This window comes from Vibrio vulnificus CMCP6, assembly GCF_000039765.1.
Lineage (GTDB): Bacteria > Pseudomonadota > Gammaproteobacteria > Enterobacterales > Vibrionaceae > Vibrio > Vibrio vulnificus_B.
Genome location: NC_004459.3, coordinates 1,762,361 through 1,778,165 on the forward strand (window position 1 = coordinate 1,762,361; position 15,805 = coordinate 1,778,165).

Below are 15,805 nucleotides of genomic sequence, written 5' to 3' on the forward strand. Positions count from 1 at the left end.
AATTTTGAAGAGTTGAGTAAGTTCTATGTCGAATGTTGAGTTTAACCCTGTGGATCATCCACACCGTCGTTTTAATCCACTCACGGGGCAGTGGGTTTTGGTTTCCCCTCATCGTGCAAAACGCCCTTGGAGCGGTGCCGATGAAAAACCGGCCATTGATGAACTGCCAAGTTATGATGAGAAGTGTTTCTTGTGTCCGACCAACGAACGCGTCTCTGGCGATGTCAATCCAGATTACCAAGGCACCTACGTGTTTAAGAACGATTTTGCTGCCTTGATGGTGGACTCACCGGATGCGCCAGAGTCAGATAATCCGCTCTTCAAAACCCAAGGCGTGCGTGGTTTGAGCCGAGTCATTTGCTTCTCGCCAGATCACAGCAAAACCTTACCTGAGCTACCAGTGGAAAAAATCCGCGGCGTGATTGAGACCTGGAACGAACAAATTGAAGAGCTCGGCAAGGAATACATTTGGGTTCAAGCGTTCGAAAACAAAGGCGAAACCATGGGCTGTTCTCAGCCGCATCCACACGGTCAAATCTGGGCGAACAGCTTCTTACCCAATGAGATTGAGCGCAAAGAGCACAACCTAAAAGCGTATTACCAAGAACACGGCAGCAACTTGCTGGTGGATTACGTGCAAGCAGAACTCAAAGATGGCTCACGCACCGTGGTGGAAACCGAACACTGGTTGGCCGTCGTGCCTTACTGGGCTGCGTGGCCATTTGAAACCATGTTGCTGCCGAAAACGCACATTCGCCGTATGAGTGAACTTAGCGATGAGCAACGAGACGATTTAGCGCGAGCGATCAAGAAGCTGACCAGCCGTTACGACAACTTATTCCAGTGCTCATTCCCATACTCAATGGGCTGGCACTACGCGCCGTTTTTTGACCAAGGCACCGACATCGATCATTGGCAGCTTCATGCACTTTTCTATCCGCCACTCCTGCGCAGTGCGACGATTCGCAAGTTTATGGTCGGTTACGAAATGCTGGCAGAAAGCCAACGCGATCTCACCGCAGAGCAAGCCGCGCAGCGTCTGCGTGATGTGAGTGATGTCCATTACAAAGAATGCTATCCCCTTCCTACTTGAAGCTGCAGCGGTGTTGGCTGCATTCGTTCACCCCAATCACATAGCATATCTATGCTCATGGGGATTCACTCATTTGCCGCCTACCTGCAACTTCAAGTTGTTTGGGTATAAGTTTTTAAATTGAACTGATTACGAATAACGGGATAGCGCGATTTTACAGATAGAAGTTAGGCTCAACGCGCTATCCCACATCAAATTACTATTTTAAGAGAACGTCCCTATGTCTGAACTTATCCAAAATGTGAAAACCTCTTTTGAACAAGTGCTGGGTTACGCGCCAAGCCACATCATTCAAGCGCCTGGTCGTGTGAACCTGATTGGTGAGCACACCGACTACAACGATGGTTTTGTGTTGCCATGTGCCATTAACTACCAAACCGTGGTGGCAGCAGCAAAGCGTGAAGACAATATCGTGCGTGTGGTTTCAGTCGATTACGGCAACGCAGTGGACGAGTTCGATATCACGCAAGCCATTACTTTCCAGCAAGACAAAATGTGGGCGAACTACATTCGCGGTGTGGTCAAGTGCCTTCTTGCACGCGGTTACTCGTTCACAGGAGCGGATATTTCAGTCAGCGGCAACGTGCCTCAAGGTGCGGGTTTGAGCTCATCGGCGGCGTTGGAAGTGGTGATTGGCCAGACGTTCAAAGTGCTGTTCAATCTTGAGATAAGCCAAGCGGAAATCGCCTTAAACGGTCAGCAAGCTGAGAACGAATTCGTTGGTTGTAACTGCGGCATCATGGACCAAATGATTTCAGCGGAAGGGCGTGAAAATCACGCGATGTTATTGGATTGCCGTAGCTTAGAAACGGAATCGGTTTCGATGCCAGAAGAGATGGCCGTCGTGATCATCAACTCGAATAAAAAACGTGGTTTGGTCGACAGTGAATACAACACTCGCCGTCAGCAATGTGAAGAAGCGGCGCGCATTTTCGGTGTGAAAGCGCTGCGCGATGTGACGATTGAGCAGTTCAATGAGAAAGTTGCTGAGCTCGATGAAATGGTGGCAAAACGTGCCCGTCACGTCATCACAGAAAACGATCGTACTGTGGAAGCGGCGCAAGCGCTGCGAGCGCACGACATGAAGCGTATGGGCGAGCTGATGGCCGAGTCTCATGCCTCAATGCGCGATGATTTCGAAATCACGGTAAAAGAGATCGATACGCTGGTGGAGATCGTCAAAGAGGTGATTGGCGACCAAGGCGGTGTGCGCATGACTGGCGGTGGCTTTGGTGGCTGTATCGTGGCACTTGTACCACCAGCGCTGGTTGATGACGTGAAAGCCACCGTTGCAGCGAAATACCAAGCGGCAACAGGCTTAAAAGAATCCATTTACGTGTGCCAAGCCAAAGATGGCGCGGGTTTGGTTGAAGTGCTGTAGGACGGCGGGATGATTGCTCAATTGAACCAAACTATGACTGAGCAGGCAGCCTTTGATGGCCAGCCTGCCCAATTAGTGGAACTGTCAAATCGTGCGGGTATGTCTGTGACCTTAATGGACATTGGCGCGACTTGGCTAAGTTGCCAATTACCGTTGGCGAGCGGGGAGCGAAGAGAAGTTCTGTTAGGCGTGGGGACGATGCAGAACTTCGAGCGTCAGGCAAGTTACATGGGGGTAACCGTCGGGCGTTATGCAAATCGCATCGCCAATGGGCTTTTTTCGATTGATGATGTGGCGTACAAAGTTTCGGTAAACCAAGCGGGGAACTGTTTGCATGGTGGAGCGCAAGGTTTTGATAAACGACGTTGGCATATTGAATCGCAATCAAGTAGCGAAGTGACCTTTTCACTCGAATCTCCAAATGGCGATCAGGGGTTTCCCGGCCATCTTAGCGTTAACGTGCAGTATCAGTTGACCGACGAGAATCAACTGACTATTCGTTACTGGGCAACAACCGATGCCGTGACGCCAGTGAATCTCACTAACCATGCGTATTTCAATCTAATGGGGGCGGAATCGGGGCATGATTGCTTGCAGCATAAGTTGGTATTAAATGCCCCGTGCTATTTGCCGACCAATGACGTTGGCATTCCATTGGGTACGCTGCGAAGGGTTTCTGGCACCAGTTTTGATTTCAATACTGAAAAAGCCATTGGTGAAGTTTTGCTACAAGATGAGCAGCAACAATGTGCCAAAGGGTATGATCACAGCTATTTGTTTGAACGAGAGCGCGATGTGTCTCTGCCCGTTGCGTGTGTGACCTCGCCTGATGAGTTGATTCGTTTGTCTGTTTGTACCAACAAACCCGCCATTCAGCTCTACACGGGTAATTGGCTGGCAGGCACACCAAACCGCAGTGGTAGTGAATATCGAGACTACGCAGGATTGGCGCTGGAGACCCAATTTTTGCCTGATTCGCCGAACCATCCGGATTGGCCACAACCCAGTTGCCTGCTTTATCCTGGAGAAGAGTATCGTTACTTTACCTCCTATCATTTTGATTTTTAGTCGTTTAAATAAAAGGCTCTGCATGTTGGAGCCTTTTTCATTCTTTCCTCAAAAACAATCAATGCTCTTGGTTGCATATTTTTTAGTGATCCAGTTAACAAACTCAGTGTTGCCAGTGGCAAAGCGTTTCCCCTCTACCATTCTATAAAGAGCAATTATAAAAATAACAAATCTATCAGCCTTGAAAATCTGAGTCAGAATCTCTGTCGGGATGGGTACGTCATGTTGAAGCTAAGAAATATGAAAGTCAGCTATAAGCTGGCAATGATTGTTGCTGTCGGAATTTTAGGATTCCTACTCCTACTGTTTATCTCTGTTAATACTCTCAAAACGAACTTGATTGCTGAGCGTCACGCGCGGTTGAACGCCGTGATCCATACGGTGTTGTCACAAGTGGAATCACTCAGCCAAACATACGCCAAATCAGAGGCGCAAAATCTGGCCAAGGCGTTGATCTCAGCCACGCGTTTTGATGAAAACAACTATCTATTTGTCATTGATGAAAATCGCAATACCGTGGTTCATCCGATCAAACCTGAGTTGGTTGGCCAGCAGATGGGCAATGGCAGCGATGGTCAGTTTTGGTTCACTATGGTGGATTTAGGCCGAGCGGGGGGGACTGGCTCACTCACCTATCTGTGGCAAAACAGTCGCGGTCAACCTGCCGACAAACTCTCAGTGGTGCACGGTTTTGCTCCTTGGGGCTGGATCATTGGCTCTGGGATGCTATTGGACGATATCGAAGCGGCGGTGAATCAACAAATTTTGAAAATGGGCATGGCCACTCTTGCGATTGCCTTGGTCATGAGTGCGCTGGGGATGCTGATTAGCCGCGCGGTGATTGAGCCGTTAAACGCCATTCGCCAGAGTATGAAGCAAGTCGCGGCAGGAAATCTAACCGCTCAAGTGGCGGTGTTGGGTAAAGATGAATTTGGCCGCTTGGCACAGGACATCAATCAAAGTATCGGCTCAGTCAGAGAGGCGCTGTTTGAATCGGTTCAATCTGCTTCCGAGGTGGCTGATGCCGCGGTGCGCATTGCATCATCAGCGGAAGAGACCAGCCAAGCGGTGTTGAGTCAGCGAGACCAGTTGAATCAGTTAGCCACGGCAATGAATGAGATGAGTGCGACGGTGGCTGATGTGGCCGGCCACGCCGAGGACACCGCCAGAGATACGCTGGATGCGACCAAGGAAGCCAACTTGGGCGATAAAGACGTGCATTCCAGCGTGGACAGCATTAAGTCTCTGTCTGTTGAACTCGAAGTGGCCAATGATCAGGTCGCCAAGCTCAAAGAAGGGGTGATGCAGATCAGCGAATTCACCAATGTGATCAGCAGTATCTCAGAGCAGACCAATTTGCTTGCGCTCAATGCCGCGATAGAAGCCGCAAGGGCAGGAGAGCAAGGGCGTGGTTTTGCGGTGGTGGCTGATGAAGTGCGAAATCTGGCTGGGCGCACTCATCAATCGACCGATGAAATACAAACCACCATCAATAAACTGCAGCAGTTAGCCGTCTCTGCAGTGGAGGCGATGGAGAAAAGCCAATCACTGGCACAAAGCAGTGTCGCTCGAGCGGAACACGCGGGAGAAGATTTGCAATTGATCGTTGATCACATTCGTCACGTGAGCGATAAAGCAACGCAGATCGCCACTGCAGCGGAAGAACAAAGTGCGGTGGCAGAGGAGATGAATCGCAACGTCAGTGGTATCAATGACGCGGCGATGGAGATGTCGCAAGCGGCCAACTTCTTAGCTGAAGAGAGTGAAACCTTGGCCGATTTGTCGCGCCAGCTTGATCAGAAGATGACGCGATTTAAGCTTTGATGAGGCAAAGACTCTAAGAGAGCTTGGCCACAGAATCTCTTCTTACCAAAGTGGGTGAGAAGATCATGGTGCTGTGGTCGGCTTCTTGCTGGCGAGCCAAATCGATCGCCAGTCTCGCGGCTTTCTCTGCCATCATCTGTATTGGATAGCGCACGGTGGTGAGGCGAGGGCTGACATAGCGAGCAATCAAGCCATCATCGAATCCTATCATTGACACTTGCTCTGGCACCTTTAAGCCATTTTCATCCAATACCGATAGCGCACCCGCCGCCATGTAGTCGTTGTAAGCGACCACGCCGGTGATCGGCAGAGATTTTGTCAGCAGGTTAGTCATTGCCGTTTCCCCACCATCACTATTGGGCTCGCCTTGTTCGATGTACGCACTGGAGAGCTCGATGTGATTGTCTCTTAATGCGGCGAGATACCCAGCGATGCGCGCGTCGGCGTCTTCAATTTTGTGGCTCGATGAAATGCAGGCAATGTGTTGGTGGCCATGGCGAATCAAATACTCTGTAGCCAAATAGGCCCCTTTGTAGTTATCGAGGGAAATGCAGCGTTGCGCGATTTTTGGAATATGACGATTGATGATCACTAAGCTTGGCACTTCTTGCGCGTATGACAGCAACTCTTCATCGCTCAAGCCTTTCGAATGAATCACCAGTGCATCGCAACGGCTATTGATCAGCAGTTCAATGGCTCTGCGCTCTTCCTCGGCATTGTGATAGCCATTGCCAATCAGTAGATGCTTGCCATTTTCATGGGCCACTTCATCGACGGCTTTAATCAGCGTGCCGAAGAAGGGATCCGATACATCACCAACCAATACGCCCATGGTGTTGGTGCTTTGACTCACCAACGCTTTGGCGGCGGCGTTGGGGCGGTAGCCCAGTTTGGCCATTGCTTGAGTGACGGATTCAATCGACGCTTTACTGGCTTTGGGCGATTTATTAATCACTCGTGAGACGGTGGCGATGGAAACGCCAGCCTCGCGAGCGACATCTTTAATTGTGGCCATGTGTTACCTCATTTCTATGCTGCCCTCATTAAACCTCTGAACTGTAAATTAGGCAAATAACTGCGAGTTTTCATTTTAAAAATGCGATCTTTACCACTTGTAATATCAGGCTCTAATGATAGTGTAAACGTTATCTTTTTAGTAAAACTTTACTGAGGTTATCTTACATGGAAACGATCGCTTACGCTGATTTCGCCAAGCTGGAAATTCGTACTGGGAAAATTATTGAAGTCGCCCGTCATGCGAATGCAGACAAACTCTATATCGTACAAATTGATGTTGGTGAGAAAACGCTGCAAACCGTCACTAGCCTCGTGCCGTACTACAGCGAAGAAGAGCTGATGGGCAAACAAGTGGTGGTGTTGTGCAACCTTGCCAAAGCGAAAATGCGTGGAGAAACCTCAGAATGCATGTTGTTGTGCGCAGAAACGGACGATGAAAGCGAAAGTGTTCTCTTAACGCCAGAAAGAGCGATGCCGACGGGTGTGAGGGTTGTTTAAATTTTAAGCATAAGCATCAATATATATGTGTAGATTATGCTTTTGGTCTCATTATTCAATACTGCTATTTGTTGGCTAAGGGAGAATAATTATAATTCTTGGCGCTGTTTTTTGTTTTAACAGTATGAAATACAAGGAATTATAATGAATAAAATGTTGCCTATTCTGGCATTGGCTATGGGTACTGCGTTTCATGTAAACGCGACGGAAACAGAACAACCGCAATTAGGCCCAAAACAAGGTTGGTATCTCGGTCTTGACGCAGTAAAAGCGGAAGTCAGTTTCAATGATGTTGGTAGCCAGTCTTATGACTTAGATGTTGGTGCAGCGTTTACCGTTGGTTACGATAAGAAATTTACGAACAACTTCGTTACTGGTTTTGAATTTGAGTATGCGTACTTTGGTTCAAAGAAAATGGGTGAGACTCTGTCTAACTCAAACGTTGGTCAGGTCATGACGGATATCGAAGTGGCGTTTTCTGCTTTCGGATTCAATATGCGTCCTAAATACTATTTCGGTGATTCGAAATTCTATCTTGGCGGCTTATTGGGTTATGCATCAACGAAGCAAGAATGGCTGAGAACCCGAGATAATTTCCAATCAGCGACGGACAAAGAAAGCAGCGGCAGTGGCTTTAACTACGGTGTCGAAGTGGGGTATGAATTTGACTCAGGTTGGATGTTGCAAGGTGGTTACCGCGGCGTGGCAACGGATTTTGACGATGTAAACGTCGACATTAGTGCGCTTTATATTGGTGGTCGTTACAAGTTTTAATCGGCCTCATATGCCTATTTCAAAGGGAGCATCATGCTCCCTTTTGTATTATGAGCGCGTCAATCAATGGATAGTGATGTGACTCCACTCCAGCCAAATTGCCATATTTTGGCGCGTGGCGATCGTCTTCTTTAGGAAAATGCCAGCCTACGGTGTATTGCACAAAATGTTGGGCAAACGATTCGGAGATCTCTAAGCATCCCGCGAGTACCGTATCGACATAAGTTTGCATGATTGGGCTAAGAGGGCAGGGTGGTTGCGGATCGTCTTTTACATACACCCAAATTGGATGAGCACGATTGAATGAGTGGTCGGTTTCTATCTGATCCGGCGTAATCTCAATGCGATGGTAGCCTCTCTCTCGGCGATCGAACTCCGCGAGCGCACGATCATCAATTTCCAGTAGCACACCATTCACTTGGCTCTCGCCACGGTTCACAACCAACGGTGAGAGAATGTAGCTGTCGTCGACTTTGCCCCAATAGCGCACAAGGCCATGAGCAATCACCGGGATAGCCTCACCCGTTTGACCCGTCAATTGACGCGACGCAGCATTGATTAAGCTGCCATAACCAAAAATGTACATCTGTATTCCTTGAGCCATATTCCTAATGACCGTTATACCTAAGAGGTAAAATTTTTAAAGTTGTATTTTTAATGCATCTTTAGTGCTACACTGCATTTGTTGTGAATTTGCTCAGCATGTGGAGGGGGCGAAACGTGCTAAATATTACTGACAAAAAAGTGGAAGAAAAAATTCCCGCTTGGCTGAGATTGGGTTTTCGACCTTTCTTTTTATTAGGCTCGGTGTACGCCATTATCGCTATTGCGGTGTGGGTATGGATTTTTCAAACCGGTCAGCCAACACAACTCCAAGTGCCAGGACTTTGGTGGCATGTGCATGAAATGCTGTTTGGTTTTGCGATGGCGATTGTGGCTGGGTTCCTTTTAACCGCGGTACAAAACTGGACGGGCATCAACGGCACCAAACATTATCGTTTAGCACTGCTGGTGGCGCTGTGGTTGTTGCCGAGAATTTTGCTTTGGACGCCAACGCCACTGTGGTTAACCTCCAGCATTGAAGCGCTGTTTCTTGCTTTGGTGGCCTTTGAAATCGGTAGCCGAGTGGTGCAGGCCAAAGGTTGGCGTAATCTCTTTTTCGTCCCACTGTTTTTGTTGGCAATCGGTGCTAATTTTGCCAGCTATGCGACAATAAAAGGCATGCCGCCATTTACCTCTTCGGCGGTTTGGCAAGCGATGCTTTGGTGGTTCACCTTGCTGTTGTCGGTGATGGGGGCACGCGTGATCCCATTCTTTACCGCGCGTCGTTTTAACTTTGAAAAAGCCAATCCGATTGTTTGGCTCGATTGGGCGGCAAACTTACCTTTGGTGATGCTGTTTTTGCTCAGCTTTTTCCCAGTGACCATGGCACAGCTTGGCCAGCCGTTGATGGTGATCGCGGGTGTCGCGCAACTGGTGCGCTTTATCCGTTGGAAACCTTGGCTGACCCTAAGTGAGCCGTTGGTTTGGTCGTTGCACGCCGCTTATCTGTGTTTACCGTTGAGTCTGCTGTTGCGCGGTTTGCTGGATAATCCGTTCGCGTCACACAACCTGATCCACTTGTTTGCGATTGGGGCTTTGGCTGGGCTTATTCTGGCGATGATTGCACGTGTCACCATGGGGCACACCGGACGAATGATCTACCAAGGGCCGAATATGAGTCTGGCGTTTGGCGCACTCTTCCTCGCGGCTTTGGTGCGCAGTTTTGGCGTCATTTTTGCGCCAGCACAACTGTTTATCTGGATCGACATCAGTGCCGCGCTGTGGGTATTCGCGTTTACACTGTTTGCTGGAAGTTTGGTTATATGCTCGTGACGCCGCGAGCCGATGGTCACCCGGGCTAAGCTCTGCATGATATAAACAGCAAAGCCACTCACGAGGAGTGGCTTTGTGTTATTAAAAGCGTTTAAAAGCGTATTGACGTTGGATGTTAGAACCCGCGCATTTGAATGCGACGCAAGAACTCGGTCATCACGCGGTCATAGAGTAAATCGCCAAGGAAAGCATCTTCAACATGATGATCAATACTTGGGTTGTCGTTCACCTCAATGACATACACTTGGCCATCCACTTCCTTAAGATCGACACCATACAGCCCATTACCAATCAAGTTGGCGGCTTTTAGCGCCACATCAACCACGTTTTTCGGTACTTGTTTCAAATCCAAGGTTTCAAAACCACCGGACGACACTCGACCACTATTGTGATGTTGGTAGATCTGCCAATGGCCGCGGCTCATCATGTATTTACAGCTGAAAATCGCTTGGCGGTTCAAAATACCAATGCGCCAGTCAAAGTCAGTAGGCATAAAGGCTTGCGCCAAAATCAGCTCACTTTTTTCAAACAGCGCTGTGGCTTCTTTTTCTAACTCTTCTTCGTTACGTACTTTCACCACGCCACGTGAGAATGCGCCGTCTGGAATCTTCAACACCATTGGGAAATCCAGCTCATTGAGCAGGTCACTTTTCCATTCTGGGTCGAAGTTTTTCAAAATAACGCTCGCTGGCGCGGGCACTTTGTTGTTTTTCAGCAACTCCGTGAGAAAAACTTTGTTGGTGCATTTCATGATCGACTCTGAGTCGTCCATCACCACTAAACCAAGCTTTTCTGCCGTTTTGGCAAAACGGTAGGTGAAGTTACTGATGTTGGTGGTGCTGCGAATAAACAAACCATCAAACTCACCCAAACGAGAAATCTCATCTTTGGAGATGGTTTCTAAGTTCATCCCCAAACGCGATGCCGCGCGTTTAAAGCGTTTCAACGCTTGTGGGCATGAAGGGGGCATTTTTTCTTCTTCATCGATCAGCATCGCGATGTCGTAGCGATACTTTTTCTCTTGTTTTGGTTTACGCCAAACCTTGTTGGAGAACATCTCCAACGACTCAATAAAGAAGTTTTCTTCCGCGTCGCTGAGCTCTTGGAATGGAAAAGGCGCGACGGAGTCGATTTGCCAATGGTGCTGATTTTTGGTCATTTTTAATTCAATGACGGGCACCATAAATTGTTCAAACAGACGACGGGCGAGCTTCTCTAAACCTTTGTGTTCAGTACGGCCAAAGTAGATCTTACAGCGGATGCTGTCTTGCTCTTTCGCCAACTTGTTGAGCTTGAGGAATCCAGATGAAATCAGCAGAGGTTGAGTGATGTCATTAATGGCCGTCACCGTCGGGATGACGCGGTGGCCGCGAGCCCCCGCCATTAGCGAACAATAGTAACCGCTGCTCATGTAACCATAATCGCGACACAGGTTCACCACCTGCACGCTACGCTGATTGTGTTGCCAGTCACTGTCGAGATATTGGGCAACATCAACCACTTGTTCAGATGGGAAATACTGCTGCCAGTCACTAGCTTGGTCAGTCACAATTAAAAGATTTGCCATCTATTTCTTTCCTTAATAAACGAGCTATGATGAGGGTGCTTTCTCACTTATTCCTGAAGGTGTTACATGGATTTTCGTGTTGCGAAAATTGCCGATCTTGACGCGTTAAACCGATTGGAAAGGGAACTTTTCGTTGGTGATAGAATTGCACCAAGACAAATGAAGCGTTTCATCCAATCTGAACATGCCGTTTTGTTGGTGGCAGATAGTGGCCAACAGCTCGCGGGTTATGCACTGTTACTTTTTCATCAAGGAACACAACTCTCAAGATTGTATTCGATTGCCGTTAGACCTGAATTTCGGGGGCAGAAGATTGCTCAGTCGCTGATTGAACTCTGTGAGCAGTCAGCCATCGAACAGGGTTTCACTACATTACGCCTAGAAGTTCGTGAAGACAATAGTGCCGCAATAAATTTGTACAAAAAGCTGGGTTATCAAAAGCTTAAAATCCTTATTCACTATTATGATGACTTGAGTGATGGGATACGAATGCAGAAACGTTTGGCGCATTATGGGCCCAAAACTTTGCTGCCTATGCCGCTCTATGTGCAGACCACCCCTTTTACTTGTGGCGCGGCTTGTTTGTTGATGGCGTTTGCCCATCACGACGCCAGTTTTCAGCCATCACGTAAGCAGGAGTTGCAGCTTTGGCGCGAAGCAACCACCATTTTTATGGCCGCCGGACATGGCGGGTGCAGTGGGCATGGTTTGGCGTTAGCGGCTGCACGCCGAGGTTACACGGTAGAGCTGTGGAGTCATGCGAAATCGACGCCGTTTATTGACAGCGTGCGCGATGAAAATAAGAAGCAAGTGATTGAAATTGTGCATCAGGATTTCTGTCAGCAGTTAGAAGAATACCCTGTGAGCACCATTGAAGCGCCGCCATCGCAAAGCCAGTTGGAAGAATGGATCAGCATGGGCGCGAGCGTGTTGCTGCTGATCAGCACCTATCGATTTAATGGCAGCAAAGAGCCGCACTGGGTGCTGCTAAGTGGCATGAGTGAGCGTTTTTTCTTTATTCACGATCCCCACGCAGAATCGGAAGAAGAAGCGATGGCATCTGCGCACGTGACGGTGAGTAAAAAAGCGTTAGCGCAGATCATCGGCTTTGGTAAACAGAAACACACGGCCTGTGTGGTTATCCACCCAGACCGCGTAAAAGTGTAAGCATCACCAGAATTTGAGCCGCTTGAGTAGTAACACTTCGGCGGCAAAAATGACCACCAACCCAATACAGAACCATAAGAAGGCGAGTGGCGATTCCACACCGGGTATGCCGCCAATGTTGATACCGAGTAGGCCGGTGAGAAAACTGGTGGGCAAGAAAATACTGGCGATTAATGTAAACAGATAGCTGTTGCGGCTGATTTTGTCTTCGCGCAACTGCTGAATTTGTTCTTTGAGCAGCGCCAATTCACCCAGAAAGAAATCAATGGTTTCGTTAATGCGGGTAATGTTACTCAACGCGTAATTGAGCATCAGCTGCTTTTTCTCCAACAAACCCAGTTCGGCCATAGCGAAATCTGCAATGGCGTATTGCTGCGGGCGAATAAAGCGTTTGATCCTCAACAGCGCTTTTTGCACTTCAATGATGTCACCAATCTGATCGGTATCGAGTTCGAACTGCTCAATTTGTTCCTCAATATCCAACAAATAGTGCTGCATTTTGCCGGTTAAACCATCAACAATCGCCAGCAAAAGATCGGCAATCGCCGCGGGACCTTTTTGCTCAACCAGCGCTTCGCGAATTTCAGAAATGGCTTTGGAGGATGTTTTGCGTGTGGAGATCAGGGTGCCATTGAAATAGAGAATCCGGATACTGAGCATATCTTCCGGCACAGCGTTTTCATTCATATTGACGCCACGCAAGATCAGCATAAAGCTGTCGTCGTCATAACGATGGAAAGAAGGGCGCGTTTCATCAGCCAATAGATGGTTCACGGTACTAAGTGGCACTTGGTTTTCGAGTAACCAAGCGCGAATGTCTGGGTGATGGCGTTCACAGTGGTACCAGTGATTCGCTTTTATCGTTTGAAAGTTGTTATCTGGCTGGTTGGCTGGTGTGGTGGAAAAATCCCAGTGATCGATCAAAAATCCCATATCAAAGAGTCGCTTTGGTGATTGAAACTCACCCCAAGTTACGCGACTTGGGGGAGTTTGGCTACTCTAATCATTGTGCAAATATCTTAGGGAAAGATCAGCTCGCCTGTTGCAATTGAGGCGACTGAGCGGTGGTATGCTTTTTTGCGATGTAGTTTTCCACACTTTGCACTTGCTCTGGAGTGAGGTAGAGGCCCAGTTTGGTTCGACGCCATAAAATATCTTCACTGCATTGCGCAAATTCATGCGCCATCAGGTAATCCAATTCTCGCTGGTAAACCTCTGGGGCAAGTTCGATGCCCATTGCTGATACCTCTTCTGCCCCCGCGAGCAATTGGCGTGCATCGCTGCCGTATTGGCAGACATAACGGTAGGCTAAGGTTGCACTCAACCAAGGGTATTGTTGGCGCAACGCGTGGGCGAGCTGTTCTCGTGTACAGCTAAAATCACCGCCGGGGAGCGTTTGTTGCGCCGTCCACGGTGTGCCCATATGGTCGAAATAGGGCGCGAGTTTACGCATGGCAGACTCCGCCAACTTGCGATATGTCGTCAGTTTGCCACCGAAAATAGAGAGCAGCGGTGCTTGGTCAAGTTCTTGCTCCAGCTCGATGGTGTAATCACGCGTGATGGCTTGGGGGGAATCGGATTCATCATCGCACAGCGGTCGGACACCACTGTAAGTCCACACCACATCTTGTTTGCTCAGTTGGTGGACAAAATGCTGATTAACAATATCAATTAAGTAGTCAACTTCCTGTTCTGAAATCGCCACGTGGCGAGGGTCACCGGTGTATTCGACATCCGTTGTGCCGACAATTGAGAACTTATCCAGATAAGGAATCACAAACACAATCCGCCCATCGTTGTTTTGCAGGATGTAAGCTTGCGGATCGGGATGTACGCGCGGCACGACAATGTGTGAACCTTTGATCAAACGAATGTTGCGTGGTGATGGGCCATCTAAACTGTCATCGTAAAATTGTTTCACCCAAGGGCCCGCAGCGTTGACTAAGGCTTTGGCGTAACGCACAAACTGTTCACCATTTTGCTGATCTTCAATGGTGACTTTCCAAAGGCCGTCAACACGCTCAGCTTTGCTCACTTTGCAGTAATTACGCACTTCGGCACCATTGCGTTTGGCACTGATGGCATTCAGTAGCGTGAGGCGAGCATCGTCGACCCAACAATCGGAATACTCAAAGCCAATTTTCATTTCCTCTTTCAGCAGCCCAGTTTCGGCAAGGTTCACCTTGTGACTGCTAGGCAGTGTGGTGCGCTTACCTAAGTGATCATACAAAAACAGCCCGCAACGAATCATCCACGCCGGGCGAAGATAGGAGCGGTGAGGCAGGCGAAAACGCATTGGAAAGGCAATGTGCGGCGCTTTTTTGATCAGCACTTCGCGTTCCGCCAGAGCTTCGGAGACCAAACGAAACTCATAATGTTCCAAATAGCGTAAACCACCATGGATCAGTTTCGAGCTGGCTGAAGAGGTCGCCGAGGCAAAATCTTTGGCTTCAAAAAGTGCGACACTAAGGCCACGTCCTGCCGCATCTGCTGCGATGCCTGCGCCATTGATACCACCCCCGACAACTAAGATGTCGAGTGTTGATGTAGGTGTGGAGGAGTTGTTCTTCATTTGAGCTGACCTAATGTTATTTTTGTTCGAACGAGCATTTTTGAAACTTAAATGAGCATAACTTAAGTTTCGAATGAGATCAGCTATTATTTTCGTTTGTGCTCGTTTGTGTGATTTGAACACAAAAAAGCCCCGACACTCAGTGACGGGGCTTGGAAACACGTTTTAAATTTATTCGCCTGCGACAACGCAAGGGATCTGCTGCTCTTTCAAAATCGCCGTGATCTCTTCTGGTGGCTGTTCATTGGTGATCAGCATATTGATTTGCGAAATATTCCCCAGCTTAACCATCGCATTGCGGCCAAATTTACTGTGGTCAACGGCCAGATACACGCTGCGACTGTTTTCGATGATAGCTTGTTTCACGCGCACTTCATGGTAGTCGAAATCGAGCAGTGAGCCATCGTAATCGATGCCACTGATGCCTAGAATGCCGAAGTCCAAACGGAACTGCTTGATGAAGTCGAGTGTTGCTTCACCGACGATACCGCCATCACGGTTGCGAACTTCGCCACCGGCGAGAATCACTTTAATCTCAGGATTGCTCAGCAAAATACTGGCAACGTTGATGTTGTTGGTGACAACGCGCAGTTGCTTGTGGTTTTTATTCAGTGCTTTGGCCACCGCTTCTGGTGTGGTGCCGATATCAATAAACAGCGTTGCTCCATCGGGAATGTGCTGCACCAACTCTTCGGCAATCAAATCTTTTTCGGTGAAATGTTCTTTTTTGCGCGTGGAGTAAGAGGTGTTCTCTGAACTCAGTGGGATGGTCGCACCACCATGGTAGCGGCGAATTTTGTTTGCATCGGCAAGCTCATTCAGATCGCGGCGAATCGTTTGTGGGCTGACATTGAACTTCTCGACTAGCTCGTCGGTGCTCACGTAGCCTTGTTTTTTCACCATCTCGATAATTTGTTGGTGTCTTGGAATCTGTTTCACTTTGTCTCCCTGATGCCTCTGCCTCAATGA

At 48.5% G+C, this 15,805-nt stretch carries 13 protein-coding genes and 1 pseudogene; 8 read left to right on the forward strand and 6 right to left on the reverse strand.

Going from position 1 to position 15,805, the window contains the following annotated elements:
* Positions 1-25: 25 nt before the first annotated feature.
* The 4 genes from VV1_RS08380 to VV1_RS08395 all read left to right on the forward strand — a co-directional run bounded on the left by VV1_RS08380 (position 26) and on the right by VV1_RS08395 (position 5,366).
* A complete protein-coding gene (locus VV1_RS08380) occupies positions 26-1,093 on the forward strand; it encodes a UDP-glucose--hexose-1-phosphate uridylyltransferase (protein WP_011079682.1) in 1,068 nt (355 codons plus the stop codon).
* A 220-nt stretch (positions 1,094-1,313) separates the two neighbouring features.
* Entirely contained in the window at positions 1,314-2,474 is a 1,161-nt protein-coding gene (gene galK / locus VV1_RS08385; protein WP_011079683.1) for a galactokinase, read from the forward strand.
* Between the two features lie 9 nt (positions 2,475-2,483).
* Positions 2,484-3,542: a galactose-1-epimerase gene (gene galM, locus VV1_RS08390; RefSeq protein ID WP_011079684.1), complete on the forward strand. Its 1,059-nt coding sequence runs from the start codon at positions 2,484-2,486 to the stop codon at positions 3,540-3,542.
* A 222-nt stretch (positions 3,543-3,764) separates the two neighbouring features.
* Entirely contained in the window at positions 3,765-5,366 is a 1,602-nt protein-coding gene (locus VV1_RS08395; RefSeq protein ID WP_011079685.1) for a methyl-accepting chemotaxis protein, read from the forward strand.
* Positions 5,367-5,379: 13 nt separating this feature from the next.
* Here the strand turns inward: VV1_RS08395 and VV1_RS08400 are convergent, their stop codons facing one another.
* A complete protein-coding gene (locus tag VV1_RS08400; protein WP_011079686.1) occupies positions 5,380-6,381 on the reverse strand; it encodes a substrate-binding domain-containing protein in 1,002 nt (333 codons plus the stop codon).
* Positions 6,382-6,548: 167 nt separating this feature from the next.
* On the opposite strand from VV1_RS08400, the gene VV1_RS08405 reads away from it, so the two are divergent.
* A complete protein-coding gene (locus VV1_RS08405; protein ID WP_011079687.1) occupies positions 6,549-6,881 on the forward strand; it encodes a tRNA-binding protein in 333 nt (110 codons plus the stop codon).
* Between the two features lie 144 nt (positions 6,882-7,025).
* Positions 7,026-7,655, forward strand: a complete 630-nt coding sequence (locus VV1_RS22975) for an outer membrane beta-barrel protein (protein ID WP_011079688.1) — start codon at positions 7,026-7,028, stop codon at positions 7,653-7,655.
* Positions 7,656-7,686: 31 nt separating this feature from the next.
* Here VV1_RS22975 and VV1_RS08415 read toward each other — a convergent pair whose 3' ends face one another.
* On the reverse strand, positions 7,687-8,241 hold the full coding sequence (locus VV1_RS08415; protein WP_011079689.1) for a gamma-glutamylcyclotransferase family protein: 555 nt from the start codon (positions 8,239-8,241) through the stop codon (positions 7,687-7,689).
* Between the two features lie 134 nt (positions 8,242-8,375).
* Between VV1_RS08415 and VV1_RS08420 the strand changes: the two are divergent.
* A pseudogene (locus VV1_RS08420) lies at positions 8,376-9,559 on the forward strand (NnrS family protein).
* A gap of 86 nt (positions 9,560-9,645) precedes the next feature.
* Here VV1_RS08420 and VV1_RS08425 read toward each other — a convergent pair.
* Entirely contained in the window at positions 9,646-11,097 is a 1,452-nt protein-coding gene (locus tag VV1_RS08425; protein ID WP_011079691.1) for a RimK family ATP-grasp domain-containing protein, read from the reverse strand.
* 66 nt (positions 11,098-11,163) lie between these two features.
* Between VV1_RS08425 and VV1_RS08430 the strand changes: the two genes are divergently transcribed.
* The gene (locus tag VV1_RS08430; protein WP_011079692.1) at positions 11,164-12,264 is read left to right on the forward strand and encodes a GNAT family N-acetyltransferase/peptidase C39 family protein; all 1,101 of its coding nucleotides are present in this window, start codon (positions 11,164-11,166) and stop codon (positions 12,262-12,264) included.
* A 3-nt stretch (positions 12,265-12,267) separates the two neighbouring features.
* Here the strand turns inward: VV1_RS08430 and VV1_RS08435 are convergent, their stop codons facing one another.
* From VV1_RS08435 to VV1_RS08445, 3 genes are all read right to left on the reverse strand, one after another.
* Positions 12,268-13,197, reverse strand: coding sequence for a zinc transporter ZntB (locus VV1_RS08435; RefSeq protein WP_011079693.1), 930 nt, complete (start codon positions 13,195-13,197; stop codon positions 12,268-12,270).
* Positions 13,198-13,294: 97 nt separating this feature from the next.
* A complete protein-coding gene (gene glpD / locus VV1_RS08440; RefSeq protein ID WP_011079694.1) occupies positions 13,295-14,836 on the reverse strand; it encodes a glycerol-3-phosphate dehydrogenase in 1,542 nt (513 codons plus the stop codon).
* Positions 14,837-15,007: 171 nt separating this feature from the next.
* On the reverse strand, positions 15,008-15,775 hold the full coding sequence (locus VV1_RS08445) for a DeoR/GlpR family transcriptional regulator (protein ID WP_011079695.1): 768 nt from the start codon (positions 15,773-15,775) through the stop codon (positions 15,008-15,010).
* Between the last annotated feature and the right edge of the window lie 30 nt (positions 15,776-15,805).

What these genes read in the sequence shown, in the direction of transcription:
- galM (WP_011079684.1), top strand. Translation starts at nt 2,484, where the DNA reads ATGATTGCTCAATTGAACCAAACTATGACTGAGCAGGCAGCCTTTGAT.
- VV1_RS22975 (WP_011079688.1), top strand. Translation starts at nt 7,026, where the DNA reads ATGAATAAAATGTTGCCTATTCTGGCATTGGCTATGGGTACTGCGTTT.
- galK (WP_011079683.1), top strand. Translation starts at nt 1,314, where the DNA reads ATGTCTGAACTTATCCAAAATGTGAAAACCTCTTTTGAACAAGTGCTG.
- VV1_RS08425 (WP_011079691.1), bottom strand. Translation starts at nt 11,097, where the DNA reads ATGGCAAATCTTTTAATTGTGACTGACCAAGCTAGTGACTGGCAGCAG.
- VV1_RS08380 (WP_011079682.1), top strand. Translation starts at nt 26, where the DNA reads ATGTCGAATGTTGAGTTTAACCCTGTGGATCATCCACACCGTCGTTTT.
- VV1_RS08430 (WP_011079692.1), top strand. Translation starts at nt 11,164, where the DNA reads ATGGATTTTCGTGTTGCGAAAATTGCCGATCTTGACGCGTTAAACCGA.
- glpD (WP_011079694.1), bottom strand. Translation starts at nt 14,836, where the DNA reads ATGAAGAACAACTCCTCCACACCTACATCAACACTCGACATCTTAGTT.
- VV1_RS08400 (WP_011079686.1), bottom strand. Translation starts at nt 6,381, where the DNA reads ATGGCCACAATTAAAGATGTCGCTCGCGAGGCTGGCGTTTCCATCGCC.
- VV1_RS08405 (WP_011079687.1), top strand. Translation starts at nt 6,549, where the DNA reads ATGGAAACGATCGCTTACGCTGATTTCGCCAAGCTGGAAATTCGTACT.
- VV1_RS08415 (WP_011079689.1), bottom strand. Translation starts at nt 8,241, where the DNA reads ATGTACATTTTTGGTTATGGCAGCTTAATCAATGCTGCGTCGCGTCAA.
- VV1_RS08395 (WP_011079685.1), top strand. Translation starts at nt 3,765, where the DNA reads ATGTTGAAGCTAAGAAATATGAAAGTCAGCTATAAGCTGGCAATGATT.
- VV1_RS08435 (WP_011079693.1), bottom strand. Translation starts at nt 13,197, where the DNA reads ATGGGATTTTTGATCGATCACTGGGATTTTTCCACCACACCAGCCAAC.